The 23,773-nt window shown below is 72.3% G+C and carries 21 protein-coding genes; 16 read left to right on the forward strand and 5 right to left on the reverse strand.

The window, feature by feature from the left end; translation table 11 throughout:
* Positions 1–16 precede the first annotated feature (16 nt).
* Positions 17–883: a PPK2 family polyphosphate kinase gene (locus ACOKGD_RS03160; protein ID WP_342336845.1), complete on the forward strand. Its 867-nt coding sequence runs from the start codon at positions 17–19 to the stop codon at positions 881–883.
* 193 nt (positions 884–1,076) lie between these two features.
* On the forward strand, positions 1,077–1,973 hold the full coding sequence (locus ACOKGD_RS03165) for an endonuclease domain-containing protein (RefSeq protein ID WP_342336844.1): 897 nt from the start codon (positions 1,077–1,079) through the stop codon (positions 1,971–1,973).
* Positions 1,974–1,988: 15 nt separating this feature from the next.
* Here ACOKGD_RS03165 and ACOKGD_RS03170 read toward each other — a convergent pair whose 3' ends face one another.
* Together ACOKGD_RS03170 and ACOKGD_RS03175 are read right to left on the reverse strand one after the other, a co-directional pair.
* Positions 1,989–2,216, reverse strand: a complete 228-nt coding sequence (locus ACOKGD_RS03170) for a hypothetical protein (protein ID WP_342336843.1) — start codon at positions 2,214–2,216, stop codon at positions 1,989–1,991.
* Positions 2,207–2,434, reverse strand: coding sequence for a hypothetical protein (locus ACOKGD_RS03175; RefSeq protein WP_342336841.1), 228 nt, complete (start codon positions 2,432–2,434; stop codon positions 2,207–2,209). The genes ACOKGD_RS03170 and ACOKGD_RS03175 overlap by 10 nt, the downstream gene beginning before the upstream one ends.
* Positions 2,435–2,685: 251 nt before the next feature.
* Between ACOKGD_RS03175 and ACOKGD_RS03180 the strand changes: the two genes are divergently transcribed.
* A complete protein-coding gene (locus ACOKGD_RS03180) occupies positions 2,686–3,792 on the forward strand; it encodes a glycerate kinase (protein ID WP_342336840.1) in 1,107 nt (368 codons plus the stop codon).
* The gene (locus tag ACOKGD_RS03185) at positions 3,789–5,036 is read left to right on the forward strand and encodes an FAD-binding protein (protein WP_342336839.1); all 1,248 of its coding nucleotides are present in this window, start codon (positions 3,789–3,791) and stop codon (positions 5,034–5,036) included. The genes ACOKGD_RS03180 and ACOKGD_RS03185 overlap by 4 nt, the downstream gene beginning before the upstream one ends.
* 79 nt (positions 5,037–5,115) lie before the next feature.
* On the opposite strand, the gene ACOKGD_RS03190 is transcribed toward ACOKGD_RS03185, so the two are convergent.
* Entirely contained in the window at positions 5,116–6,423 is a 1,308-nt protein-coding gene (locus ACOKGD_RS03190; protein WP_342336837.1) for an isochorismate synthase, read from the reverse strand.
* A gap of 47 nt (positions 6,424–6,470) precedes the next feature.
* Between ACOKGD_RS03190 and ACOKGD_RS03195 the strand changes: the two genes are divergently transcribed.
* The 9 genes from ACOKGD_RS03195 to rhaS all read left to right on the forward strand — a co-directional run bounded on the left by ACOKGD_RS03195 (position 6,471) and on the right by rhaS (position 16,499).
* A complete protein-coding gene (locus ACOKGD_RS03195; RefSeq protein WP_342336835.1) occupies positions 6,471–7,004 on the forward strand; it encodes a DUF402 domain-containing protein in 534 nt (177 codons plus the stop codon).
* Between the two features lie 4 nt (positions 7,005–7,008).
* Complete coding sequence (locus tag ACOKGD_RS03200; RefSeq protein ID WP_342336833.1) at positions 7,009–7,773, forward strand: demethylmenaquinone methyltransferase; 765 nt, start codon at positions 7,009–7,011, stop codon at positions 7,771–7,773.
* A 26-nt stretch (positions 7,774–7,799) separates the two neighbouring features.
* Positions 7,800–8,840 (forward strand): polyprenyl synthetase family protein, encoded by a 1,041-nt coding sequence (locus ACOKGD_RS03205; protein ID WP_342337164.1) that lies wholly within the window; start codon positions 7,800–7,802, stop codon positions 8,838–8,840.
* A gap of 20 nt (positions 8,841–8,860) precedes the next feature.
* On the forward strand, positions 8,861–10,234 hold the full coding sequence (locus tag ACOKGD_RS03210) for an FAD-dependent oxidoreductase (protein ID WP_342336832.1): 1,374 nt from the start codon (positions 8,861–8,863) through the stop codon (positions 10,232–10,234).
* Between the two features lie 90 nt (positions 10,235–10,324).
* Positions 10,325–11,677, forward strand: a complete 1,353-nt coding sequence (locus tag ACOKGD_RS03215; protein WP_342336831.1) for an MFS transporter — start codon at positions 10,325–10,327, stop codon at positions 11,675–11,677.
* A gap of 149 nt (positions 11,678–11,826) precedes the next feature.
* Entirely contained in the window at positions 11,827–13,365 is a 1,539-nt protein-coding gene (locus ACOKGD_RS03220; RefSeq protein WP_342336830.1) for a sugar ABC transporter ATP-binding protein, read from the forward strand.
* On the forward strand, positions 13,365–14,357 hold the full coding sequence (locus ACOKGD_RS03225) for an ABC transporter permease (RefSeq protein WP_342336828.1): 993 nt from the start codon (positions 13,365–13,367) through the stop codon (positions 14,355–14,357). The genes ACOKGD_RS03220 and ACOKGD_RS03225 overlap by 1 nt, the downstream gene beginning before the upstream one ends.
* The gene (locus tag ACOKGD_RS03230; RefSeq protein WP_342336827.1) at positions 14,354–15,418 is read left to right on the forward strand and encodes an ABC transporter permease; all 1,065 of its coding nucleotides are present in this window, start codon (positions 14,354–14,356) and stop codon (positions 15,416–15,418) included. Before ACOKGD_RS03225 ends, ACOKGD_RS03230 begins: the two co-directional genes overlap by 4 nt.
* A 34-nt stretch (positions 15,419–15,452) precedes the next feature.
* Entirely contained in the window at positions 15,453–16,499 is a 1,047-nt protein-coding gene (gene rhaS / locus ACOKGD_RS03235) for a rhamnose ABC transporter substrate-binding protein (protein WP_342336825.1), read from the forward strand.
* A gap of 117 nt (positions 16,500–16,616) precedes the next feature.
* On the opposite strand, the gene ACOKGD_RS03240 is transcribed toward rhaS, so the two are convergent.
* Together ACOKGD_RS03240 and ACOKGD_RS03245 are read right to left on the reverse strand one after the other, a co-directional pair.
* On the reverse strand, positions 16,617–18,212 hold the full coding sequence (locus ACOKGD_RS03240; RefSeq protein ID WP_342336823.1) for a DEAD/DEAH box helicase: 1,596 nt from the start codon (positions 18,210–18,212) through the stop codon (positions 16,617–16,619).
* 253 nt (positions 18,213–18,465) lie between these two features.
* Positions 18,466–19,371, reverse strand: a complete 906-nt coding sequence (locus tag ACOKGD_RS03245) for an AraC family transcriptional regulator (protein WP_342336821.1) — start codon at positions 19,369–19,371, stop codon at positions 18,466–18,468.
* Positions 19,372–19,526: 155 nt separating this feature from the next.
* Between ACOKGD_RS03245 and ACOKGD_RS03250 the strand changes: the two genes are divergently transcribed.
* The 3 genes from ACOKGD_RS03250 (at position 19,527) to ACOKGD_RS03260 (ending at position 23,762) form a co-directional block, all read left to right on the forward strand.
* A complete protein-coding gene (locus ACOKGD_RS03250) occupies positions 19,527–20,981 on the forward strand; it encodes an aldehyde dehydrogenase family protein (protein WP_342336820.1) in 1,455 nt (484 codons plus the stop codon).
* 56 nt (positions 20,982–21,037) lie between these two features.
* Complete coding sequence (locus tag ACOKGD_RS03255; protein WP_342336819.1) at positions 21,038–22,192, forward strand: sugar ABC transporter substrate-binding protein; 1,155 nt, start codon at positions 21,038–21,040, stop codon at positions 22,190–22,192.
* Between the two features lie 85 nt (positions 22,193–22,277).
* Entirely contained in the window at positions 22,278–23,762 is a 1,485-nt protein-coding gene (locus tag ACOKGD_RS03260) for a sugar ABC transporter ATP-binding protein (RefSeq protein WP_342336818.1), read from the forward strand.
* The last annotated feature ends 11 nt before the right edge of the window (positions 23,763–23,773 follow it).

The following is a 23,773-nucleotide window of genomic DNA, read 5'->3' on the forward strand; positions in this document are numbered from 1 at the left end:
CGGGCAGAATGACCGCATGATCGCGCAGAGCCAGACCCGGTGGACCGAGGACGCCCAGCGGGCGCTGCGAGTGGGAGACGGGTTCCGGCTCTCCGATGTCGACCCGGATTCGACACCCGGCTACGCGGGCGACAAGGTCAGCGGCAAGGTCGACCTGAAGGCCGGCCTCGAGCAGCTCGCCGAGTACCAGGAGCGCCTCTACGCGGCCAGCCGCGGCGGCACCGCCACCGACGCCGTTCTGCTGGTGCTGCAGGCGATGGACTCGGCAGGCAAGGGCGGCGTGGTGCGCCACGTGGTGGGCGGCGTCGACCCGCAGGGCATCGAGCTCGCCGCGTTCAAGGCACCGACCGAGGAGGAGCTGGCGCACGACTTCCTGTGGCGCATCGAGAAGCGCCTTCCCGGCCCCGGTCTCATCGGCGTCTTCGACCGCTCGCACTACGAGGACGTGCTGATCGGCCGGGTGCGGAAGCTGGCCGACGCCGCCGAGATCGAGCGCCGCTACGACGCCATCGCGGATCTGGAGCGCCGCGTCGCCGACTCGGGCACGCGGATCCTGAAGGTGATGCTGCACATCTCGCCCGAAGAGCAGGGGGTGCGGCTGATGGAGCGCCTCGAGCGCCCCGACAAGCACTGGAAGTACAACCCCGGCGACGTCGACGAGCGTGCCCACTGGGACGAGTACCAGGAGGCGTACCAGATCGCCCTCACCCGGACCTCGACCGATCAGGCGCCGTGGTTCGTCGTCCCGGCGAATCGCAAGTGGTACGCCCGCCTCGCCGTGCAGGAGCTGCTGCTCGAGACCCTCGAGTCGATCGACCCGCAGTGGCCGGCGGCCGACTTCGACGTCGAGGCCGAGAAGGCCCGCCTGCGCGCCACGCTGTGACCTGACCCCCGCGTGAGCGCGGGGCTCCTGGTCAGGAATCGCCGCACGGCGGGCGCCCCGCGCGGCGTTTTGTGACCACCAGCCGAGCCGCCGGCGGGCGGCCCCTCGTCCCCAGGCCCGGATCCGGGACGCGAGGGGAAGCGGGCCTGTGGAGGGACGGATCCGCGGAGGGCGCCGCCGCGAGAGTGGGGACATGCCGTCGCCCTCGCCACTGCCGCCGGGTCTCCCCACTGCCTTCACCGTGGACGATGCCCGTGATGCCGGGGTGTCGGCCAGTCGGCTGCGGCGCACCGATCTGGCCCGCCCGCTTCACGGTGCGAGGGCGCGGGACGAGCTGACCGACCTCGAGCGGCTGCGGCTGCTGCTGGCCGTGGTGCCCCTCCACGCCTGTGCCGCCGGGGCCACGGCCGCCGCGCTGCACGGGCTCCCGCTTCCGCTCGGCGAAGAGCGGCATGCGTTCGACCGGCCGGTGCTCGCGGTCCCGGCCGGCGCCACCCGCGTCCGGCGGCCCGGCGTGCGCGGCTGCGTGCTCGAGCTCACCGGCGACGACGTCGTGCGTCGCCGGGGCGTGCGGACGCTCGGGGTCGCGCGCACCTGGGTGCATCTGTCCTCGCGGCTCGGGCTGGCGGATCTGGTGGCGGTGACGGATCGGATCCTGTCGCGTCGCTCGCCGATGGCCGACGTCGACGAGCTGGACGCGGCCGCGGCCCGCTTCGCGAAGGCCCCGTTCTCGACGCGTCGCGCCCAGGCTCTCCGCCTCGCGGACTCCGGATCCGAGTCGCCGCGCGAGTCGTGGACGCGTGTCACCCTCGCGGCGGCCGGCCTCCCCGCGCCCGCGTGCAATGTCGAGATCTTCGACGGCTCGCGCTTCGTCGCCCGCGTCGACATGCTCTTCCGCGAGCAGATGCTGGTGGTCGAGTACCAGGGAGACCACCACCGCGACCGCCATCAATGGCGCAGGGACGAGCTGCGCCGGGCCGAGCTGGAGGCGCTCGGCTACCGCGTGACGTACGTCACGGCGGAGGACATCTCGGACCCGTCGCGTCTCGTCGCGCGCATCCGCCGCCTCCTGGCCGCCGCTCGCCCCTGACGCGGCGGTGCTCCGTCACGGCGCCGCCGGGCCCACCGTCCACCAGCCCGCGCGCTCCAGGATCTCTGCGGCGATCCTGACGACGGGGCGGCCGTCGGTGGCGACGCGCGCGACCTCCGGCCCCGCGGTGTCCAGCCGCTCGGCGGCCGCCCTGCTGCGGTCCAGGTGGTCGGCGAGCGCGGATCCGGCCTCCCGCCGGCCGAGGCGTTCGGCCGCCGTCTCGTCGGAGGAGGTCAACAGCACGCCGAACCCCGCACCTCGCCGCCCAGGGCGGCCGACAGGGGCGCCATCTCGAGGACGCTCACCGTGTTCGTGAAGATCAGGCGCGAGTAGCCGAGCTCGCGATAGTTGGCCCACATCGCGGCGAGGTTGCGCCCGGCGAGGTCGATGCCGTCGCGCCAGGGCTGCGGGTGGGCCTGGTCGGTTGTCTCCCTCGATGACGGCGTGCCGGATGCCCGCACCCGCCAGGATCCGCGAGATCTCGAAGGCCACCGAGGACTTGCCGACCCCGGATCGGCCGCCGCTGAAGATCACGTCGGTGCCCGGATCCGTCTGCATCCGCTCATCCTGCCGCGTTCGGCCGATCTCGCCTCCGCTCCTGGTCAGGAATCGCCGCAAGGCGGGCGCCCCGCGCGGCGTTTTGTGACCACCAGCCGAGCCGCCCGGGATCCGCGTGGACCGACGCCCTCGGCGCGGCCCATAGGCTGGCGTGGTGGGCACAAAGATCGTGATCGCACCCGACAGCTTCAAGGGCACCTGCGCCGCGGGCGACGCCGCGCGGGCGCTCGCCGAGGGATGGTCGGCGGTCCGCCCGGGGGACGACGTCGTCCTGCGGCCGATGGCGGACGGCGGCGAGGGCACGATCGACGCCTTCGCGACGGCCATTCCCGAGGCCCGCCGGATGCCCGTCCGCGTCACCGGCCCCGCCGGCGCGCCCGTCGATGCCTCGTGGCTGCTGCTGCCCGACGGCACGGGAGTGGTCGAGCTGGCCTCGACCTCCGGCATCGAGCTGCTGCACGGCGACCTTCGCGGGCGCGACGCGTCGACGCTGGGCTTCGGGCAGACGATCCGCGCGGCCCTCGACAACGGCGCATCGCGCCTTATCCTCGGCATCGGATCGAGTGCCTCCACCGACGGCGGCATCGGAGCGCTCACCGCTCTCGGCGCCCGCTTCACCGACGCGTACGACGTCTCGGTGCCGCCGGGCGCCGCCGGCTTCGAGGAGCTGGCCAAGGTCGACCTGACGCGCCTGCGCCCCGTGCCCGCGGGCGGAGTCCTGGTGCTCACCGATGTCACCAATCCGCTCACCGGCCCGAACGGCGCCGCGGCCGTGTTCGGCCCGCAGAAGGGCCTGGATCCGGATCGGATCGCGCGCGCGGATGCGGGCCTCGCGCTGCTCGCGACGCTGCTCGGCGCCGACCCCGCCGCGCCCGGAGCGGGCGCCGCGGGCGGCACCGGCTACGGGCTACTCGCCTGGGGCGCGCGCCTGGCCGGCGGAGCGGCCGAGATCGCCGAGCTCACCGGCCTCGCCGACGCGGTCGCGGGGAGCGACCTGGTGATCACGGGCGAGGGCTCGTACGACGGCCAGTCGGCCGCCGGAAAGACGCCGGCGTTCGTCGCGGAGCTCGCCCACCGGGCCGGCGCGCGGGTCGCCGTCGTCGCCGGTCGCATCGCCGAGGACGCCCAGACGACCGGCGTCGACGCGCTCTCGCTGACCGCGCTCGCCGGATCCGCCGAGGCCGCCATGACCGAGACCACCCGCTGGCTGCGCGCCGCGGGCGAGAAGCTTGCCAACGACTACCGAGAGGGCGCCCGATGACGCTGACGAACTGGGCGGGCAACGTCCGCTTCCGCACCACCGAGATCGCGACACCGTCGACGACGGACGAGGTCCGCGAGATCCTGAGCAGCGCCGGCACGGTGCGCGCGCTCGGATCCGGGCACTCGTTCAACCTCATCGCCGACACGGACGCGACGCTGATCTCGACCGCGAAGCTCGTCGCCGCCCCCGTGATCGACGCCGAGGCGCGCACCGTCACGGTGGGCGCGGGCACCCGCTACGGCGAGCTGGCGTCGCTGCTCGAGGCGCAGGGCTGGGCCCTGTCGAACCTCGCGTCGCTGCCGCACATCACCATCGCGGGCTCGGTCGCCACCGGCACGCACGGATCCGGCGACGGCGTCGGCACGCTCTCGTCGGCCGTCGCCGCCATCGAGCTGGTCACCGCCGACGGCGAGGTCGTGACCCTGCGCCGCGGCGACGCGCAGTTCGACGGCGCCGTGGTCTCCCTCGGGGCGCTCGGCATCGTCACCCGGGTCACGCTCGACATCGAGCCGTCGTTCGAGGTGACCCAGCGGGTGTTCACCGGGCTGCCGCTCGAGACCGCGCTCGAGAACTTCGACGCGATCATGGGCGCCGCCTACAGCGTCAGCATGTTCCTGCAGTGGACGGATCCGGATCGCGTCGACCAGGTGTGGACGAAGGCCCGCGGCGAGCAGGTCCCCGTGATCCCGGGCGACCCCGCCCCGGCCACCGAGCGCCTGCACCCGCTCGCCGGGGTGTCGGCCGAGGCCTGCACCGAGCAGCTGGGCGTGCCGGGCCGCTGGCTCGACCGCCTGCCGCACTTCCGCCTGGACTTCACCCCGTCCAATGGCGACGAGCTGCAGTCCGAGCTGCTCGTGCCGCGTCGCCACGCGGTCGAGGCGCTGCGGGTGCTGCGCACGCTCGCCGATGACATCGCCCCGCTCATCCAGGTCACCGAGATCCGCTCGATGAAGGCCGACACGCTCTGGCTGAGCCCGGCGTACGAGACCGACGCCGTCGGCCTGCACTTCACCTGGAAGCAGGATCAGCCCGCCGTCGAGGCGGTCATCGCCAAGATCGAGGAGGCCCTGGCGCCCTTCGAGGGCCGCCCGCACTGGGGCAAGCTCTCGCAGGCGTCGGCCGCGGATCGCGCGCGCGTGTGGCCGAAGCTCGGCGAGTTCGCCGAGCTGGCCCGCGAGATGGACCCCCAGGGCCGCTTCCGCAACGACTTCCTGGCGTTCCTCGACGACGTCGGTCGCTGAGCGGGGTCCGGGGCGCCCCTCCACCGGGGCGCCTCGACCCCGTCGCTCCTCCGTCGCTCGACGAGCGGGGTGAGCGTCGTCAGTTCAGCGCGTCCACGATCGGACGGAACTTCACCCGCGTCTCCAGCAGCTCGGCCTCGGGCACCGAGCCCGCCACGATGCCGCCGCCCGCGTGGGCGGTGACCGCGCGGGTGCCGTCCGGGTCGCGGTGGCGGGCGTCGTCGCCATCCCCGGGTGCGGCGGGCGCCCCGGGCGTTCCGAACTGGGCGCAGCGCAGCGCGATCGCCCATTCGCCGTCGCCGTTGCCGTCGATCCAGCCGACGGGGCCCGCGTAGCGTCCGCGGTCGAACGGCTCGATGCGGCGGATCAGGGCGAGAGCCGCCTCGGTCGGCGTCCCGGCCACCGCGGCGGTGGGGTGCAGGGCACGCACCATGTCCAGCGCCGAGGATCCGTTGGTCAGCGTGCCCTCGACATCGGTCGCGAGATGCCAGAGGTTCGGCAGCTTCAGCGTGAAGGGCGCCTCGGCGGCGGCCAGGGCCGAGGTGTGCGGGCGCAGGGCGTCGACCACGGAGCGCACGGCGTACTCGTGCTCGTCGACGTCCTTGGGGTTCACGGCGAGCTCGGCGATGATCGCGGTGTCCTCGTCGGCGTCCGCACCGCGGGGCCGGGTGCCGGCGAGCACGCGGGCGGTCACGTCGCCGCCGTGCACGGTGACGAGCGTCTCGGGGCTCGCGCCGATGATCCCCTCGACCGAGAAGGTCCAGGTGTCGGGGTAGCCGCTGGCGAGCGCCCGCACCAGGCGCCGCAGGTCGGCCCCGGCTGGCACGGTGCCGGTGATCTCGCGCGCGACGACGACCTTGCCGACCTCGCCCGCCTCGATCGCCGCCAGTGCATGGCGCACCGCGTCGCCGTGCGCCTCCGGGTCCATCCGGCCCGGGCCGAGCGTCGCCGACCAGTGCGCGCCGTACTCGTCGGCGACCGGATCCGGTGCCCAGTCGGCGTCTGCCGCGCCGCGCACCCGGGTGATCCAGGATCGCCCGCCGCGGCGTCCGATGATCGTCGACGGCACAACGAGCGTCGAGGGGGAGGCCGAGGACTCGTCGAAGGCGAACGCGCCGAAGGCCACGAGGCCCGTGCCGGGCAGCGCCACCGCGTCGTCCACCTCGGCGGACTCCATCACGCGCCGCCAGCTCTCGGCGATGCGGGCGAGGCGATCGGGCCCGTCCACCTCGATCCGGAGGACGTCGCCGCCGGCGCCGACCAGCATGTCGCCGCGGCGCTGCCACGCGATCGGCCACGGGCGGCTCGCGAACAGGAGCGGGTCCTCGATGTGCGGGACCTCCCGCGTCTCCACGATCAGACGCGGAACGGGAGGCTTCTCAGACACCCCCCGAGTCTAGATCCGTTGCGCGGACCCGGCCGTAGGCTCGAAGCATGCCCCGCCCCGCTCCCGGAACCCCGCTCGCCTTCCGCTGGCGGAAGTGGGACGGATCCCCGCACTGGGAGCACGAGGTGGTCTACCTCGGATCGGATGAGCACGGCGAGTGGGTCGGCCAGCGGATCGGCTCGCGCGCCTTCCGCCCCGGCCGCAACGTGATCCTGTCGGCCGCGAGCGTGATGCTGCTGCCGCACGACCGCCGCGACTGGGTCCTCACCCTCAACGACGCCCCCGACCTGACGCGGGTGTACATCGACGTGGCGTGGGATGTCCGGTGGCCGCAGGACGGCCTTCCCACCGCGATCGACATGGACCTCGATGTCGTCCGCCGCCTCGACGCGCGGGGCGTCTACATCGACGACGAGGACGAGTGGGCCGAGCACGCGCAGCTGTTCGGCTACCCCGCCGACGTCATGGCCGAGCTCGAGGCGACCGCCGCGGATCTGCACCGGCGGGTGCTCGCGCGCGAGAAGCCCTTCGATGACGAGACAGCCGACCGGTGGCTCGGGGTGCTGTCCGACCTAGACTGAGTCCATGACTCGCGCCGCCCATTCCGAGCCCAACCGCGCCGACCTCGGCAAGGATCCGGCCCGCGTCAGCGGCATGTTCGACCAGGTCGCCGCGCGCTACGACGTCACCAACACCGTGCTGAGCGTCGGCAACGACCAGCTGTGGCGCATCGCCACCACGCGCGCGGTCGCCCCGCGCCCGGGCGAGCGCATCCTCGACCTCGCCGCCGGGACGGGCGCGTCGTCGGTCTCGCTGGCCCGCAGCGGCGCCCACGTCGTCGCCGCCGACTTCTCGCCCGGCATGATCGCCGAGGGGCGTCGTCGCCGCAGCGGCGTGCGCAACCTCGAGTTCGTCGAGGCCGACGCCACCGCGCTTCCGTTCGCCGACGACGAGTTCGACGCCGTGACGATGTCGTTCGGCCTGCGCAACGTCAAGCAGCCGAAGAAGGCGCTGGCCGAGCTGCTGCGCGTCACGAAGCCCGGTGGCCGCCTGGTGATCTGCGAGTTCTCGCACCCGCCGCAGCCGGCGATCCGCGGCGCCTACCGCTTCTACAACGACCGTGTGCTGCCGCGGATCGCGCGGGCCGTGTCGTCGAACACCGAGGCGTACGACTACCTCAACGAGTCGATCAAGTCGTGGCCCGACCAGACGACGCTCGCCGACTGGATCCGCGAGATCGGGTGGACGCAGGTGGCCTACCGCGACCTGACGTTCGGCATCGTCGCTCTGCACCGTGCCGTCAAGCCTGTCGTCGAGCCCGCGGAGCCCGCCGATAGGCTGGACTCGTGACCTCTCGATCCACTGCGGGCTCGTCGATGGCGAGCCGTTTCGGCCTCAGCGAGCGCGTCTTCGCCGGCCCGGGATCGAAGCGCCTCATCGCCACGATCGAAGAGGGCCTCGAGTCGGTCGAGGCCCGCCTCGGCGAGGAGCTGCGCTCGACCGACGCTCTCGTCGATGCGACGAGCCGCTACCTCTACGAGGCCGGCGGCAAGCGCGTGCGCCCGATGCTGGCGCTGCTGGCCGCCCAGCTCGGCGACGGAGCGGTGGCCGACGTCGTCGACGCCGCGTCCGCCCTCGAGCTGACGCACCTCGGGTCGCTGTACCACGACGACGTCATGGACGGCGCCGACCGCCGCCGCGGCGTCGCGAGCGCGCACCAGGTGTGGGGCAACAGCATCGCGATCCTCACCGGCGACCTGCTCTTCTCCCGCGCCAGCCAGGTCATGGCACGCCTGGGAGACCGGGCCATGGCGCTGCAGGCCGACACCTTCGAGCGCCTGGTGCTCGGGCAGATGCACGAGACCCTCGGCGTCCAGGCCGGCGACGACCCCATCGAGTTCTACATCCAGGTGCTTGCCGACAAGACCGGCTCGCTCATCGCCGCCTCCGTGCAGGCGGGCGCGATCTTCTCGAACGCGGACGAGCGCTATCGCGAGCCGCTGCGCGTGTACGGCGAGAAGGTCGGCGTCGCCTTCCAGCTGCTCGACGACGTGATCGACCTCTCGGCCGATCCCGCCGAGACCGGCAAGGTGCCCGGCACCGACCTGCGCGCCGGCGTGCCCACGATGCCCTACCTGCTGCTCGCGGCGGAGGACACCGACGAGGCCCGCGCGCTGACCGCCCGCATCGACGACGGCGTCGAGCGCATCGGCGAGGGCGAGGATCCCGCGATCCTCGACGCGCCGCTCGCGGCGCTCCGAGACCATCCCGCGACCGCGCGCACGCGCGAGCTCGCGCTGACGTGGACGCGCGAGGCGATCGACGCCCTCGCGCCGCTGCCGCACGGCCCCCTCGGGGGCGGTGTCCGCGAGGCGCTCACCCGCTTCGCCGAGTCGCTCGTCGACCGCAGCAGCTGACGCAGACGAAAGGCAGCACAATGACCAAGCTCCGCCTGGCCATCGTCGGGGCCGGCCCCGCCGGAATCTACGCCGCGGACATCCTTCTCAAGACCGAGAAGAAGTTCGACGTGTCGATCGACCTGTTCGAGCGCCTCCCGGCGCCCTACGGCCTCGTCCGCTACGGCGTCGCCCCCGACCACCCCCGCATCAAGGGCGTTGTGAACGCCCTCCGCGAGGTGCTCGACCGCGGCGACATCCGCCTGTTCGGCAACGTCCGCTTCGGCGAGGACATCACGCTCGACGACCTGAAGCACCACTACAACGCGGTGATCTTCGCGACCGGCGCGATCCGCGACGCCGACCTCGACATCCCGGGGATCGACGCCGAGGGCTCCTTCGGCGCCGCCGACTTCGTCAGCTGGTTCGACGGCCACCCCGACGTCGCCCGCACGTGGCCGCTGACGTCGCCGTCGGTCGGTGTGCTCGGCAACGGCAACGTGGCGCTGGATGTCGCGCGCATCCTCGCCAAGCACGCCGTCGACCTGCTGCCGACCGAGGTGCCGCCCAACGTCTACGAGCTGCTCGAGACGTCGCCGGTCACCGACGTGCACGTGTTCGGCCGCCGCGGCCCCGCGCAGGTGAAGTTCACCCCGCTCGAGCTGCGCGAGCTCGGCGAGCTGCGCGACGTCGACATGGTCGTCTACGACGAGGACTTCGACTACGACGAGGCGTCGAAGGCCGCGATCGAGACGAACAAGCAGGTCAAGGTCATCGACCGCGTGCTGCAGTCGTGGCGCCTGCGCGACTCGGTCAACAACGCCGGCGGCACCGCGTCGCGGCGCCTGCACCTGCACTTCTGGGCGAAGCCCGTCGAGGTGCGCACCGACGCCGAGGGTCGTGTGGAGGCGCTCGTCTACGAGCGCACCCGCCCGGACGGCGAGGGCGGTGTGGTGGGCACCGGCGAGCTGCGCGAGGTGCCCATGGGGCAGCTCTACCGCGCGGTGGGCTACTTCGGATCACCCCTGCCGGGTGTCCCGTTCGACGATCGTCACGGCGTGATCCCGAACCACGAGGGCCAGGTGCTCTCGCAGGAGTCGAACGACCGGATCCCCGGCATGTACGCCACGGGCTGGATCAAGCGCGGCCCCGTGGGCCTCATCGGCCACACGAAGTCGGACGCCATGGAGACCATCCAGCACCTGGTCAACGACCAGGGCTCGTGGTGGCAGCCCGTCGACCCGTCGGACGAGGCGATCCCCGCCCTCCTCGCGGAGCGCGGCGTGGCGTGGACGGATCTCGAGGGCTGGCACCGCCTGGACGCCCACGAGGTGTCGCTGGGCGCTCCGCAGCAGCGCGCCCGCGTCAAGGTCGTCCCCCGCGACGAGATGGTGAAGATCTCGCGCGGCGAGTGATCGCGCTCGGCATGGGCACCTCGACCCCCTGACAGGGGCCGCGGCCGGAGACCAGGATGGCAGGATCTCCCCGAGCCGGATTGGACCTCCATGTCGACCACGACGACCATCCCCACCTCCCTGCGCAGGTCGGTCTCCAACACCCTGAAGGGCTCGGCGGGCAACCTCGTCGAGTGGTACGACGTCTACGTCTACTCGGTGTTCGCCAGCTACTTCGAGTCGCAGTTCTTCGCGGGTGACGAGAAGAACTCGATGATCTACATCTGGGCGATCTTCGGCGTGACGTTCCTGATGCGGCCCGTCGGATCCTGGTTCTTTGGGCGCTTCGCCGACCGCCACGGCCGCCGCCTCGCGCTCACGATCTCGGTGTCGCTCATGGCGCTGTGCTCGCTGATCGTGGCGATCACGCCGACGGCCGAGGCGATCGGCGCCGGCGCGCTCGTGATCCTCACGCTCGCGCGCCTGCTGCAGGGCTTCGCCACCGGCGGCGAGTACGGCACCAGCGCGACGTACATGTCCGAGGCGGCGATGCCGGGCCGACGCGGCTTCCTGTCGTCGTTCCAGTACGTCACGCTCGTGGGTGGTCACGTCCTCGCCCAGCTGACGCTGCTGATCATGGTCCTCACCCTCTCGCCCGAGGAGATCTCGGCGTGGGGCTGGCGTGTGGCGTTCGGCATCGGCGGCGTCGCCGCGGTCGTGGTGTTCTGGCTGCGCCGCACCATGGACGAGTCGCTGCGCGACGACACGATCGCCGCCGCCAAGGGCAGCAAGGGCTCGGGCTCGATGTCCGAGCTGCTGCGTCGCCAGTGGCGGCCGCTGCTGCTGTGCTTCCTCATCACCATGGGCGGCACCGTGGCGTTCTACACCTACTCGGTCAACGGGCCGACGATCATCAAGGGCTCGTTCGCGGGGGAGGACGTGGTCACCGGCACGATCATCAACCTCATCGCCCTCATCGGCCTGATGCTGCTGCAGCCGGTGGGCGGCTGGCTCGCCGACATCGTGGGACGCAAGACTCTGCTGGTCTTCTTCGGCGTGGGCGGCGTCCTCTACACCTGGTTCCTCATCACGGCGCTGCCCACCCAGGAGAACCCGGTCGTGGCGTTCCTCATCCTGTTCGGCGGCTTCGTGATCCTCACGGGCTACACGTCGATCAACGCGGTGGTGAAGGCGCAGCTGTTCCCGACGCACATCCGCGCGCTGGGGGTCGGCTTCGGCTACGCACTGGCGAACTCGGTCTTCGGCGGCACCGCGCCCCTGCTGTACGCCGGCGCCCAGGCGACCGACCAGGTGCCCCTGTTCATCGCGTACGTCACGGTCGCGATCGCCGTCTCGCTCGTCGTCTACCTGGTGTTCCTCAAGAACAATGCGCCGAACTGGATCGACGACGAACTGGCCATGACGGAGAGGGCCGACGCGCGGGACGCGGCGCGCCGCGGATAGGGCGTTCAGGCCCGGGAATCCGCGGCAGGAAGCGCTTTCACGGGTGTGACCGTGCGCATCCCGCTTGACGCGCCGAGCCGCGCGGGGGCTATCATCCATTTGAACCGTTTCAAATCAGACGGATTCTCAAGGAAGAGAGCCCCCGCGTCATGGTTGCCGCACCCCCAGATCCGCCATCCCCCGCCGCGTCGGCCGCTCCGCTGCTGGAGCTGACCGATGTCACCAAGGCCTTCGGCGCCGTGGTCGCACTGCGCTCGGGCAGTCTCGCGCTGCACCGCGGGTCGATCCACGCCCTGATCGGCGAGAACGGCGCGGGCAAGTCGACGCTCGTGAAGATCATCGCGGGCCTGTACCAGCGCGACTCGGGCGGCTTCACCCTCGACGGCGAGGAGGTCGATTTCGGATCGACCGCCCAGTCGAAGGCCTCCGGCATCGCCGTGATCTACCAGGAGCCGACGCTGTTCCCGGACCTCTCGGTCGTCGAGAACATCTTCATGGGGCGCCAGCCCACCACGCGCACCGGCGGCATCGACCGCCGCGCGATGCGCGCCGAGGCCGTGTCGATCTTCGACCGCCTGGGCGTCCGGATCGATCCCGACCGCGTCACCGACGGCCTCTCGATCGCCGATCAGCAGATCATCGAGATCGCCAAGGCCATCTCGCTCGACGCACGCGTGCTGATCATGGACGAGCCGACCGCCGCCCTCTCGGGCGTCGAGGTCGAGCGCCTGTTCGCGGTCGCGCGGAGCCTGCGCGACGAGGGCCGCGCGCTGCTGTTCATCTCGCACCGCTTCGACGAGGTCTTCGCCCTGTGCGACACCGTCACGGTGATGCGCGACGGCGCCTACATCGCGACCACCCCCATCGCCGAGACCACCGTCGACGCCCTGGTGCGCCAGATGGTCGGCCGCGACGTCACCGACCTGTTCCCGAAGCTTCCCTCCGAGATCCGCGACGTGGTGCTCGAGGTCGAGGGGCTCACCCGCACGGGCGTGTTCCGCGACATCTCGTTCCAGCTCCGCGCCGGCGAGATCGTGGGTCTCGCCGGCCTTGTGGGCGCCGGCCGCAGCGAGGTCGCCCGCGCCGTGTTCGGCGTCGACCGCTACGACTCCGGATCCGTCCGCCTCGGCGGCCGCACGCTGCCGCGCGGCGATGTCCGCGCCGCCACCGCCCGCGGCCTCGCGCTGGTGCCCGAGGACCGCCGCAAGCAGGGCCTGGTGCTCGACCAGAGCGTCACCCGCAACACGGCCCTCGCGATCCGCTCCCGCTTGTCGAAGTGGGGCCTGCTGTGGGAGGCGCGCGAGACCGCCGCCTCGCGCGAGTGGGCCACCCGCCTCGAGGTGAAGACGAACTCGCTCGACACCGAGGTGGGCACGCTCTCCGGCGGCAACCAGCAGAAGGTCGTGCTCGGCAAGTGGCTCGCCAGCGACCCCCGCGTGCTGATCGTCGACGAGCCCACCCGCGGCATCGACGTCGGCACCAAGTCCGAGGTGCACCGCCTGCTGTCCCAGCTCGCCCAGGAGGGCATGGCGATCCTCATGATCTCGTCGGAGCTGCCCGAGGTGCTCGGCATGGCCGATCGCGTCCTCGTGATGCGCGAGGGCCGGATCACCGGTGAGTTCGAGCGCTCGGAGGCAACCCCCGAGAACGTGATGATGGCCGCCACGGCGGAAGGAGCGGCGGCCTGATGCGCCTCGCGAAGACCCTGTTCACCGCGCGCGAGACGGGCATCCTGCTCGCGCTGATCCTGGTGATCGTCGCCGCCACCGTCGCGAACCCCTCGTTCGTGTTCTCGGGAGACGGCTGGCGCGACCTGCTGCTGACCCCGTCGCTGCTGCTGCTCGTGGCGGTGGGCCAGGCGGTCGTCATCATCACCCGCAACGTCGACCTCTCGGTCGGATCGGTCGTGGGCCTCACCGCCTACCTCACCGGCCGCCTCTTCATCGACGTGCCGGGCATCCCCGCGATCGCCGTCTTCCTCGCCGGCGGCCTGCTCGGTGCGGTGCTCGGCCTCGTCAACGGCGCGCTCGTGGCCTACGCGAAGGTCCCCGCGCTCGTCATCACCCTCGGCACGATGTACGTCTACCGCGGCATCAACATCGCCTGGACCGGGTCCGACCGGATCAACGCGTCGGATCTGCCCAAGGACTTCCGCGGGCTCGGCACCGGGATGATCCTCGGGCTGCCCTACCTGACGCTCATCGCGCTCGCCGTGCTGATCATCGCCGCGTGGTACCTGCACACCCGCCGCTCCGGTCGCGAGCTGTACGCGATCGGATCCGATCCCGCCGCCGCGCACCTCTACGGCCTGCCCGTCACCCGGCGGATCCTGACGGCGTTCGTCGTCTCGGGCGCGCTGTCCGGGTTCGCGGGCGTGCTGTTCGCGGCCCGCTACGGCACCGTCGCCTCCAACGCCGGCTACGGCTGGGAGCTGCAGGCCATCGGTGCGGCCGTGATCGGCGGCGTGGCGATGGCCGGCGGCGCCGGCACCGTGTGGGGAGCCGCCGTGGGCGCCTTCCTGCTGCTCACCATCAACCGGGCCCTGCCCATCATCGGCATCGACGACTTCTGGCAGCAGGCCGTGGTCGGCGCGCTGATCATCGGCGCCATCGTGCTCGACCGTGTGCTGGCCGTGCGCCGCCACCGGAAGCTCATCGCCGAGCGAGAGGATCACCGATGACCGCGCCCGCCACGACCGTCGTCTCCACCGGGACGCCGGCCCACGCCCACCCGTTCTGGCGCCGCGCGCTCATCACCCGCGAGGCCGCGATCATCGCGCTCCTGGTGCTGGTGATCGTGTACTCGATCGCCTCGGTGCCCGCCTTCGGCAGCCCGCTGACGCTCACCTACCTGCTGCGCGACATCGCGCCGATCCTGCTCATCGCCCTGCCGATGACGCTGATCATCGTGACCGAGGAGATCGACCTGTCGGTCGCCTCGATCCTGGGGCTGTCGAGCGTGCTCACGGGCGTGCTCACTCAGGCAGGCGCGCCGTTCCCCGTCGCCGCGCTCGTCGCGATCGTCGCGGGTGCCGTGTGCGGCGTGATCAACGGGTTCCTGGTGACCGTCGTCGGCCTGCCGTCGCTGGCCGTCACGATCGGCACGCTCGCGCTGTTCCGCGGCATCGCCGTGGGCCTGCTGGGCACGACCGCGATCACCGAGTTCCCCGAGGAATGGACCGATCTCGCCAAGGCGCTGATCCCCGGCACCCCGATCCCGGTCATCATGATCCCGTTCGTCGTGCTGGCGATCGTGTTCGCGATCCTGCTGCACTTCACGCCGTTCGGCCGTGCGCTCTACGCCATCGGCCTCTCGAAGGAGGCCGCCCACTTCTCGGGCATCGACGTCGCGAAGACGAAGTTCACCCTCTTTGTGCTCTCGGGTGCGGTGTCGGGCCTCGCCGGCGTGTACTTCACGCTGCTCTACAGCAATGCCCGCGGCGACAACGCGACGGGCATGGAGCTGCAGGTCATCGCGGCGGTCCTGCTCGGCGGCGTCTCGATCTTCGGCGGGCGCGGCGCCCTGCACGGCGTCATCGCCGGTGTGCTGCTCATCGGCACGCTCGGCAGCGCGCTGCGCCTGGCCGGCACCAGCGGCGAGGTGATCAACATCATCACCGGCGTGCTGCTGATCCTGTCGGTCGTCTCGGCCGCGGTGCTCGCCTGGGCCCGCGGGCGCCGGATCTCCCGGATCGGCCGGCGGCGCCTGCGCACCGCGCGCGCGGCGGCCCCCACCCCCTGACCCCTGCAGTACCCACACCAAGGAGACAACAACGATGTTCGGATTCCGCAAGTCCCGTGCGCTGCTGGGAGCAGCCGCGCTCACGATCGGCGTCGCGCTCGTCGCGTCCGGCTGCACCGCCACGGGCGGGGGAGCCGGTGGCGAGGGCGGCGGCGGTGACGGCGGCGACGCCGTCTCGGTCACCTTCCTGCCCAAGAACCTCGGCAACCCGTACTTCGACACCTCCAGCAAGGGCGGCAAGGCCGCGGTCGAGGAGTTCGGCGGCACGTTCGACGAGGTCGGCCCCACCGAGGCCAGCCCCACGTCGCAGGTGCAGTACATCCAGACCGCCGCGCAGCAGGGCGTGAACGCCCTGGTCATCTCGGCCAACGACCCCAGCGCCCTGTGTGACGCGCTCGAGGAGGCGCGCTCGGCGGGCACCAAGATCGTCACCTTCGACTCGGACACCGACCCCGAGTGCCGCGACCTGTTCATCAACCAGGCCACGGCCGAGGGCATCGCCAAGGCCCAGGTCGACCTGATCGCCGAGCAGATCGGCGACGCGGGCGAGGTCGCCGTGCTGTCGGCATCGGCCAACGCCACCAACCAGAACGCCTGGATCGAGCTCATGAAGACCGAGCTCGAGGAGAACCACCCCGACATCACGCTCGTCGACACCGTCTACGGCGATGACGACGACCAGAAGTCGTTCGACCAGACCGCGGCGCTGCTGCAGTCGCACCCGAACCTGAAGGGCATCATCTCGCCCACCACGGTCGGCATCGCGGCCGCCGCGCGCTACCTGTCGACGTCGGAGTTCAAGGGCAAGGTCGCGCTCACCGGTCTCGGCACCCCGAACCAGATGCGCGAGTACGTCGAGGACGGCACCGTCACGGCGTTCGCCCTGTGGAACCCCGAGGACCTCGGCTTCCTCGCCGCCTACGCCGCCAAGGCGCTGGCCGACGGCACCATCACCGGCGAGGAGGGCGACACCTTCGAGGCCGGCGACCTCGGCGAGTTCGAGGTCGGCGAGGGCGCCTCGGTGCTCCTCGGCGAGCCGTTCATCTTCAACGCGGAGAACATCGGCGACTTCGACTTCTGATCCCCGCCTGACGCGGAAGAGCCCGGCCCCATGGGGGCCGGGCTCTTCTCGCGTTGCGGGATCGCTGCGCTCACGGCAGCCGGCCGGGTCGCCCCGGCGCGGCCGCCGCGAGGCGGATCAGCGCCCGGTGCCGGGGGCCGACGCGCGGCGCGGGCCGCGGCGGCGCTGCGGGGCCGCGGCGGCACCGGCCGACGACGAGCCGCCGTGCGCCGAGCCCCCGTGGGCGGGGCGCTGGGCCGGCTGCCCCGTGGAGGTGCTGTAGCTCGTGGTCGACTGACCGCGGCCGCCGCCCTGACCGCGACCCGCGCCCTGGCGCTGGCCGCCCTGGCCGGAGGCCTGTCCGCCACGACCGCCGCGGCCGCCGCCCTGACCGCCCTGACCGGACGCGGCGCCCTGGCCCTCGCGGGCCGCGCGCTTGCGACGCGCGTTCGCGCCCTGGCTGCCCTGGCCGCTGCGCGGGGACTGCCCGCCGCCGGTGGAGCCGTCGGCCGGGGCGTTGCCGGCCCCGGGGCCACCCGGACGCGGGGCCACGCGCTCGGCGACCTCGCCGATGAGCGCGATGACCGCCGAGTGGTTGGCGGTGACGTGCTGAGCCTTGACGTCGATCGCCGCGCGGCGCATCAGGATCTCGGTGTCCTTGCGCTGCGAGGGCACCATCAGCGTCACGACGTCGCCGGCGGCGCCGGCGCGGGCGGTGCGGCCCGAACGGTGCAGGTACGCCTTGTGCTCGGCCGGCGGGTCGATGTGGACGACCAGGTCGACTCCGTCGACGTGCACACCGCGGGCGGCGACGTCGGTCGCGACGAGCACCTTCACGGCGCCCGACGAGAAGTCGGCGAGGTTGCGGTCGCGGGCGTTCTGCGACAGGTTGCCGTGCAGGTCGACGGCCGGGATGCCGCCCGACGTCAGCTGACGCGCGAGCTTCTTGGCCTGGTGCTTGGTGCGCGTGAAGAGCATGCGACGCGCGGTGCCCGAGGCGAGGGCCTTGATGACGTCGGTCTTCAGCTCCGTGCTGGAGATCTCGAACAGGTGGTGCGTCATCGCGGCGACCGGCGACTCGGCCGAGTCGATCGCGATGTGCTCCGGGTTCGGCAGGAAGCGCTTGACGAGCTTGTCGACGCCGTTGTCCAGCGTCGCCGAGAAGAACATGCGCTGGCCGTCGGTCGGGGTCTTCGACAGGATCCGGGTGACGCCGGGCAGGAAGCCCAGGTCGGCCATGTGGTCGGCCTCGTCGAGCACGGTGACCGACACGCGGTCGAGGCGCACAACGCCCTGGCCCATGAGGTCCTCGAGGCGGCCGGGGCAGGCCACGACGATGTCGACGCCGCGGGCGAAGGCGGCCTCCTGCGGCTTCTGCGAGACGCCGCCGAAGATCGTGGTCACGCTCATGCCGGCGGCCTTGGCCAGCGGCTCGACCGTGCGGGTGATCTGAGTCGCGAGCTCGCGCGTCGGGGCGAGCACAAGCGCGACGGGGGAGCCGGCGCGGCCGCGCTGGTGGGCCGCGGCGAGGCGGGCGACGAGCGGGATGGCGAACGCGAGCGTCTTGCCGGATCCGGTCTTGCCGCGTCCGAGGACGTCGCGACCGGCGAGGGTCGACGGCAGCGTCTCGCGCTGGATGGGGAACGGAGTCGGGCGCTCCATCGCGACGAGCGCGTCGACGAGCACCGAGGGGACGCCGAGATCGGCGAAGGTGGGCTGCTGGTCAGCAGTCATGTGTGCATGCACTTTCGATGTTCCGGCGCAGGCCTGGCACGCGGTTCGGGCGAACACGGTGCAGACGCGCAGAGAGCGCGGGCCGGTGGTGGGCGAACTCGGCGGATGCCGGATCCGTTCGCCGCGGCAGGATGATCGGGTCGTTCAGCCGGAAGGATCCGGCGAGCCCTGTCGAGACACGACGATGCGCTCGAGACTCGAACGCATGACCGACCCTAGCACCCGGCCCTGGACACTGGCCGGACGCGGGCGATCAGGACCTGGCGCGCCAGTCGCGGGGGGTCATCCCGAAGCCGCGGCGGAACGCGCGGGTGAAGGTCGTGGGGTCGTCGAAGCCGGAGGCGTAGGCGATCTGCTCGACCGTGCGGCGCTCGGCCGGGTCGGCGAGCATCCGCGACGCCATCGCGAGGCGCTCGGCGCGCAGGAACGACGCGGGCGACATCCCCGCCTGCTCGAACGCCTGGTACAGCCGCCGGCGCGAGACGAGGTGCCGGCGCGCGACCTGATCCATGTCGATCGCGGGGTCGTGCGCGTTGGCGCGCAGGTGCTCCTGCACGGCGTGGCGCAGGCCGCCCGAGGTGCGCGGCACCGCGGCGCCCTCGCCGAGGGATGCCCGCACCATCGTGCGGGCGAGGTCGCGCGTGACGTGCGCGGCCTCGTCGGCCGAGGGCAGCGCCTCGACGTACGAGAACAGGTTGCGGGCGGCGACCGCACGCCGCCCCTGGGGCAGCGCGAGCCGGGCGAGGGCCGCCTCGAGCATGCCCGGGGGCACATCGAGCGAGCCGCGCGAGAGCTGCAGGATGAGGTGCCGCTGATCCGGCCACGAGTAGTCGAGGCGGTACGGGCGGTTCGTCGCGTAGAGGATCACCGATCCGGGCACGATCGCGGCCGACCGTCCGCCCTGGGTCACGGTGCCGCGCGAGGACAGCTGCAGCGAGATGTGGAGATCGTCCGTGTCGGCCCGGCGCCGGAGCGCCCCGCTGTGCTCGGCGATCAGCCCGCACTCGGTCACGCGCGAGATCGACAGGCGCTCATCGACAACCGTGTGCTCCATGCGGGCGCGGAAGGAGGCCTCGAACCCGTCGCACCTCAGGGGCACGAAGAATCCGCTCACGACCGACTCCCATTCGTCGGCGCTCTCAGCCTCGAGAACTTCCACGTTCGCCTCCACGTTGATCCGTGAGCGTAATCCGGGCCGAGAGGCCGGTCAATTCGCTGTCCCGAGCCGTGCACAAAACGCCGGATCCACCCGATCCGGCCCGCCTAGAGTCCCCCTTGACCGTCGAAGAGGACGGGTGGGATTCGGGAGAGACGATGACGTTCTTCGCACAGCAGGACTGGAACGGCCGCGGCTTCGTCGGCGGCTGGAGCGAGCTCGACGGCACCGGCACGGTGACGTCGCCGGCCACGGGCGCCGAGCTCGCGAGCGTGGGCTTCGGCAGCGCCGGCGACCTCGCCGACGCGGTGAGCCTGGCCGCCGCCGCGCAGCGGGACTGGGCCGCGCGCCCTGCCGAGCAGCGCGCCGCCGTGATGCGCCGCGCCGCGGCCGTGATGGAGCAGCACACCGACGTGCTCGTGGGCTGGCTCGTGGACGAGGCCGGATCCGGTCAGGGCAAGGCCGCCTTCGAGGCGGGGCTGGTCATCAGCGAGCTGCACCACGCCGCCGCCACGGCGCTCATGCCGTACGGCCAGCTGCTGCAGTCGTCCCACCCCCGTCTGAGCCTCGCGCGGCGACGCCCGGTGGGCGTGGTCGGGGTGATCTCGCCGTTCAACTTCCCCGCGATCCTCGGGTCGCGCTCGATCTTCCCCGCTCTCGCGCTCGGCAACGCCGTGGTGCTCAAGCCCGACCCCCGCACGAGCATCGCGGGCGGTCTCTTCCTCGCCGCCGTGCTCGAGGAGGCGGGGCTGCCCGCCGGCGTCTTCGCGGTCGTCCCCGGAGGGGCGGACGTCGGATCAGCGCTGGTCGAGCACCCGGATGTCCCCGTGATCTCGTTCACCGGGTCCACCGCCGCCGGCCGTGTCATCGGCGAGCGGGCCGGTCGGCTGCTCAAGCGCGCGCACCTCGAGCTCGGCGGCAACAACGCCATGATCGTGCTGCCCGATGTCGATGTGGCCGCGGCGGCAGCGGCCGGCGCGTGGGGATCCTTCCTGCACCAGGGGCAGATCTGCATGACGACGGGGCGCCACATCGTGCACGCCGACATCCACGACGAGTACGTCGAGCTCCTCGCCGAGAAGGCCGAGGCGCTGCGCGCCGGCGACCCGGCCACGGGCACCCCGCTCGGGCCGATCATCGATCAGCGCCAGCGCGACCACGTGCACGAGATCGTGACCGAGACGGTGGCGGCCGGCGCGCAGCTGCGGGCGGGCGGCGAGTACACCGACCTCTTCTACCAGCCGACCGTGCTGGCGGAGGTCCGCCCTGACCACCGGGCGTTCACGGACGAGATCTTCGGCCCGGTGGCCCCCGTCATCCGCTTCGACGAGATCGACGAGGCCGTCGACCTCGTGAACGCCTCCGAGTACGGCCTGTCGGTGGCGATCCTCTCCGGCGACGCCTACCGCGCCTTCGAGCTGGGGGACCGGATCCCGAGCGGCATCCTCCACATCAACGACCAGACCGTCGACGACGAGTCGCAGGCGCCCTTCGGCGGCACCGGCGCCTCGGGCACCGGGGCCCGCTTCGGCGGGCACGAGGCCAACATCGAGGCCTTCACCGAGACCCAGTGGGTCACGGTGCAGTCGCAGATCCAGCGCTACCCCTTCTGATCCGCTCCGGATCGACACCCGAGAAAACACAGCACCACCCGACGAAAGGACGTGCAATGACGCGCGGACGATGGACCAGGGGGCTGCAGGCCGCAGCCCTCGTCGCGACGGGCGCCTTCGCCCTCACCGCCTGCACCGCGGGCTCGACGCCGGCGGAACCCGCCGGCTCCGCCGGCACCGGCGACGGCGGTGCGGCCGACGTGGCCGCCGCCGAGGCCTTCCTCGCCCCGTGGATGGGAGAGGGAGAGAAGAACCTGCTGATCGACGAGCCGCTCGAGGCGCCCGTCGAGAAGGGCACGCACGTTGTGTACCTCGATGTGGGTACCCCCGTCAGCGCGGTGATGTGGCAGAACCTGCAGGCCCCGGCCGAGCTGCTCGGGCTGAAGCTCGAGCGGGTCGAGGTGGGCCGCGATGCGCAGAGCATCAACGCGGCCTTGAACACCGTCGTCGAGCTCGCCCCCGACGGCGTGATCAACATCACGCTCGACCCGATCTTCTTCGAGCCGCAGATCGAGCAGCTGAACGAGCTCGGGATCCCGATCGCCAGCGGATCCGTTATGAACACCGTCGAGCACGGGCTGCCCGAGGCGTTCAACGGCCCGGACTGGATGAAGGCGAACGGCGGTGTGCTCGCGGCGGCCGCCGTGGCCCGCTCGGGCGGGGCGTCCGAGTACGTCTTCTACAACATCCCCGAGTTCCCCTTCTCGTCGCTCGAGCTCGAGGGCGCCGAGGCGAAGCTCGCCGAGCTGTGCCCCGACTGCACGATGCGCGTGGTCGACATCCCCATCGCCGAGCTCGGCTCGACGGCCGCCGACCGGGTGGTGAGCGACCTGCAGGCCAACCCCGACACGGAGTACTTCATGGCCGCCGTCGACGAGGTGCAGATCGGCCTTCCGCAGAAGCTGAACCTGGCGGGCCTCGAGACCAAGGGCATCGCGATGTGGACCGCGCCGCCGAACTACGAGCAGATCGCCGCGGGCGAGCAGGACGCGACGCTGTCGGTCGACCTGAACCTCATGATGTGGACCGTGCTCGACCAGCTGCTGCGCGAGATGGCGGGTCAGGAGTACGAGTGGCCGGACACCGAGACCCGGGCCTCCACCCTCACCCGCATCACCGATGCGGACAACGCCCCCGAGGATCCGGTGACGGGCTACGTCGCCATCCCGGACTACCAGGACCGCTTCGCCGCCAACTGGCTGGCGGAGTGACAGCCGCCGGGAGGTCCGCCCGAAGGGCCTCCCGGCAACGTCCCTCGCCCCGATCCGCTCGATCCCGCTCGACGAGGAGCACCCATTGGCTGACCCCACCGCGCCGCTGCTGCGCGTCGAGGGCCTGATCAAGGCCTTCCCCAATCTCATCGCGCTCGACGGCGTGAGCCTCGACGTGAACCCCGGCGAGATCGTCGCGGTGCTCGGCCACAACGGCTCGGGCAAGTCGACGCTCGTCAAGGTGCTCGCCGGCGCCTACATCGCCGACGGCGGCACGGTCTCGCTGGCCGACGGCACCGGGTTGCACATCATCCATCAGGACCTGGCGCTGGTGGGTGAGCTCTCGGCCGTCGAGAACCTCGCGCTCGTGAAGCGGACGGGCCCGTCGGGCGGTGCCCCGATCCGCCGCGGGGCCGAGCGAGAGCGCACACGCGAGCTCGTCTCGCGCTTCGGCGAGGTGTTCGACCTCGACGCTCCGGTGCGGGCCCTCACCCCCGCCCAGCGCGCGATCGTGGCCATCAGCCGGGCCCTGGACGGGTGGGAGCACCCCGCCAACGTGATCGTGCTGGACGAGTCGACTGAGTCGCTGCACCGCAGCGAGGTGGAGACGCTCTTCGCCGCCGTGCGGCGCCTCGCCGCCGAGGGCGCGGGGGTCATCTTCGTCTCGCATCGCCTCGACGAGGTGCTGAGCCTGGCGCACCGCGTTGTTGTGCTGCGCGACGGGAGGAAGGTCGCCGACGAGCCCGTCTCGGGGGTCGACCACACCCGCCTCGTCGAGCTGATCACCGGATCCTCGGCGGCCGCCGTCGCGGGCGCCCCGGCGGGCGCGCGCCGGCCGGGTGCCGTTCCGGCGCTGCGCGTGCGTGGGCTGCAGGGAGGCACCGTCGAGCACCTCGACCTCGACGTGCTCCCCGGCGAGATCGTCGGCGTCGCCGGGGCGCTGGGCTCGGGCCGCGAGGCGGTGCCGTCGCTGCTGTACGGCGCCACGGAGGCCGCCGCGTCGGAGTTCGCCGTGGCGGGGTCGGACCACCCCCGGCGCAGCCCCGCCGCGAGCCTGCGCCGCGGGGTCGCCTTCGTGCCGGGCGATCGCGCACGCCTCGGCGCGGTGCGGGACATGAACGCGCGCGAGAACATGACGCTGCCGCAGCTGCGCACGCTGACCGGCCCCCTGGGGGCCATCTCGGCGCGCCGCGAGCGCGAGGAGGTCGGCGCGCTGATGACCGAGTACGGCGTCCGGCCCTCGCTGCCTGATCAGCGCTTCTCGCTGTTCAGCGGCGGCAACCAGCAGAAGGTCGTGATGGCCCGCGCCCTGCGGGACGACCCGGTGGTCCTGCTGCTCGACGAGCCGACCCAGGGCGTCGACATCGGAGCGAAGGCCGCGATCTACGAGGCCATCGAGCGGGCCGCTGCCGCCGGTGCCGGCGTGCTCGTCAGCTCGTCCGACGCCAAGGAGCTGCTGCGGCTGTGCGACCGCGTGATCGTGATGCGCGACGGCCGCGGCGCCGCCGAGCTCGAGGGCCCCGATCTCACCGAGAACCGCCTCGTCAGCGAGGGCTACGGCCTCGCCTGACGCGTCACCCC

Origin of the sequence: Microbacterium phosphatis, from assembly GCF_049177115.1 — a bacterium.
GTDB lineage: Bacteria > Actinomycetota > Actinomycetes > Actinomycetales > Microbacteriaceae > Microbacterium > Microbacterium phosphatis.

Coding starts and splice junctions, on each gene's coding strand:
- ACOKGD_RS03160 (WP_342336845.1), top strand. CDS start 17: ATGATCGCGCAGAGCCAGACCCGGTGGACCGAGGACGCCCAGCGGGCG.
- ACOKGD_RS03165 (WP_342336844.1), top strand. CDS start 1,077: ATGCCGTCGCCCTCGCCACTGCCGCCGGGTCTCCCCACTGCCTTCACC.
- ACOKGD_RS03185 (WP_342336839.1), top strand. CDS start 3,789: ATGACGCTGACGAACTGGGCGGGCAACGTCCGCTTCCGCACCACCGAG.
- ACOKGD_RS03195 (WP_342336835.1), top strand. CDS start 6,471: ATGCCCCGCCCCGCTCCCGGAACCCCGCTCGCCTTCCGCTGGCGGAAG.
- ACOKGD_RS03200 (WP_342336833.1), top strand. CDS start 7,009: ATGACTCGCGCCGCCCATTCCGAGCCCAACCGCGCCGACCTCGGCAAG.
- ACOKGD_RS03205 (WP_342337164.1), top strand. CDS start 7,800: ATGGCGAGCCGTTTCGGCCTCAGCGAGCGCGTCTTCGCCGGCCCGGGA.
- ACOKGD_RS03210 (WP_342336832.1), top strand. CDS start 8,861: ATGACCAAGCTCCGCCTGGCCATCGTCGGGGCCGGCCCCGCCGGAATC.
- ACOKGD_RS03215 (WP_342336831.1), top strand. CDS start 10,325: ATGTCGACCACGACGACCATCCCCACCTCCCTGCGCAGGTCGGTCTCC.
- ACOKGD_RS03220 (WP_342336830.1), top strand. CDS start 11,827: ATGGTTGCCGCACCCCCAGATCCGCCATCCCCCGCCGCGTCGGCCGCT.
- ACOKGD_RS03225 (WP_342336828.1), top strand. CDS start 13,365: ATGCGCCTCGCGAAGACCCTGTTCACCGCGCGCGAGACGGGCATCCTG.
- ACOKGD_RS03230 (WP_342336827.1), top strand. CDS start 14,354: ATGACCGCGCCCGCCACGACCGTCGTCTCCACCGGGACGCCGGCCCAC.
- rhaS (WP_342336825.1), top strand. CDS start 15,453: ATGTTCGGATTCCGCAAGTCCCGTGCGCTGCTGGGAGCAGCCGCGCTC.
- ACOKGD_RS03240 (WP_342336823.1), bottom strand. CDS start 18,212: ATGACTGCTGACCAGCAGCCCACCTTCGCCGATCTCGGCGTCCCCTCG.
- ACOKGD_RS03250 (WP_342336820.1), top strand. CDS start 19,527: ATGACGTTCTTCGCACAGCAGGACTGGAACGGCCGCGGCTTCGTCGGC.
- ACOKGD_RS03255 (WP_342336819.1), top strand. CDS start 21,038: ATGACGCGCGGACGATGGACCAGGGGGCTGCAGGCCGCAGCCCTCGTC.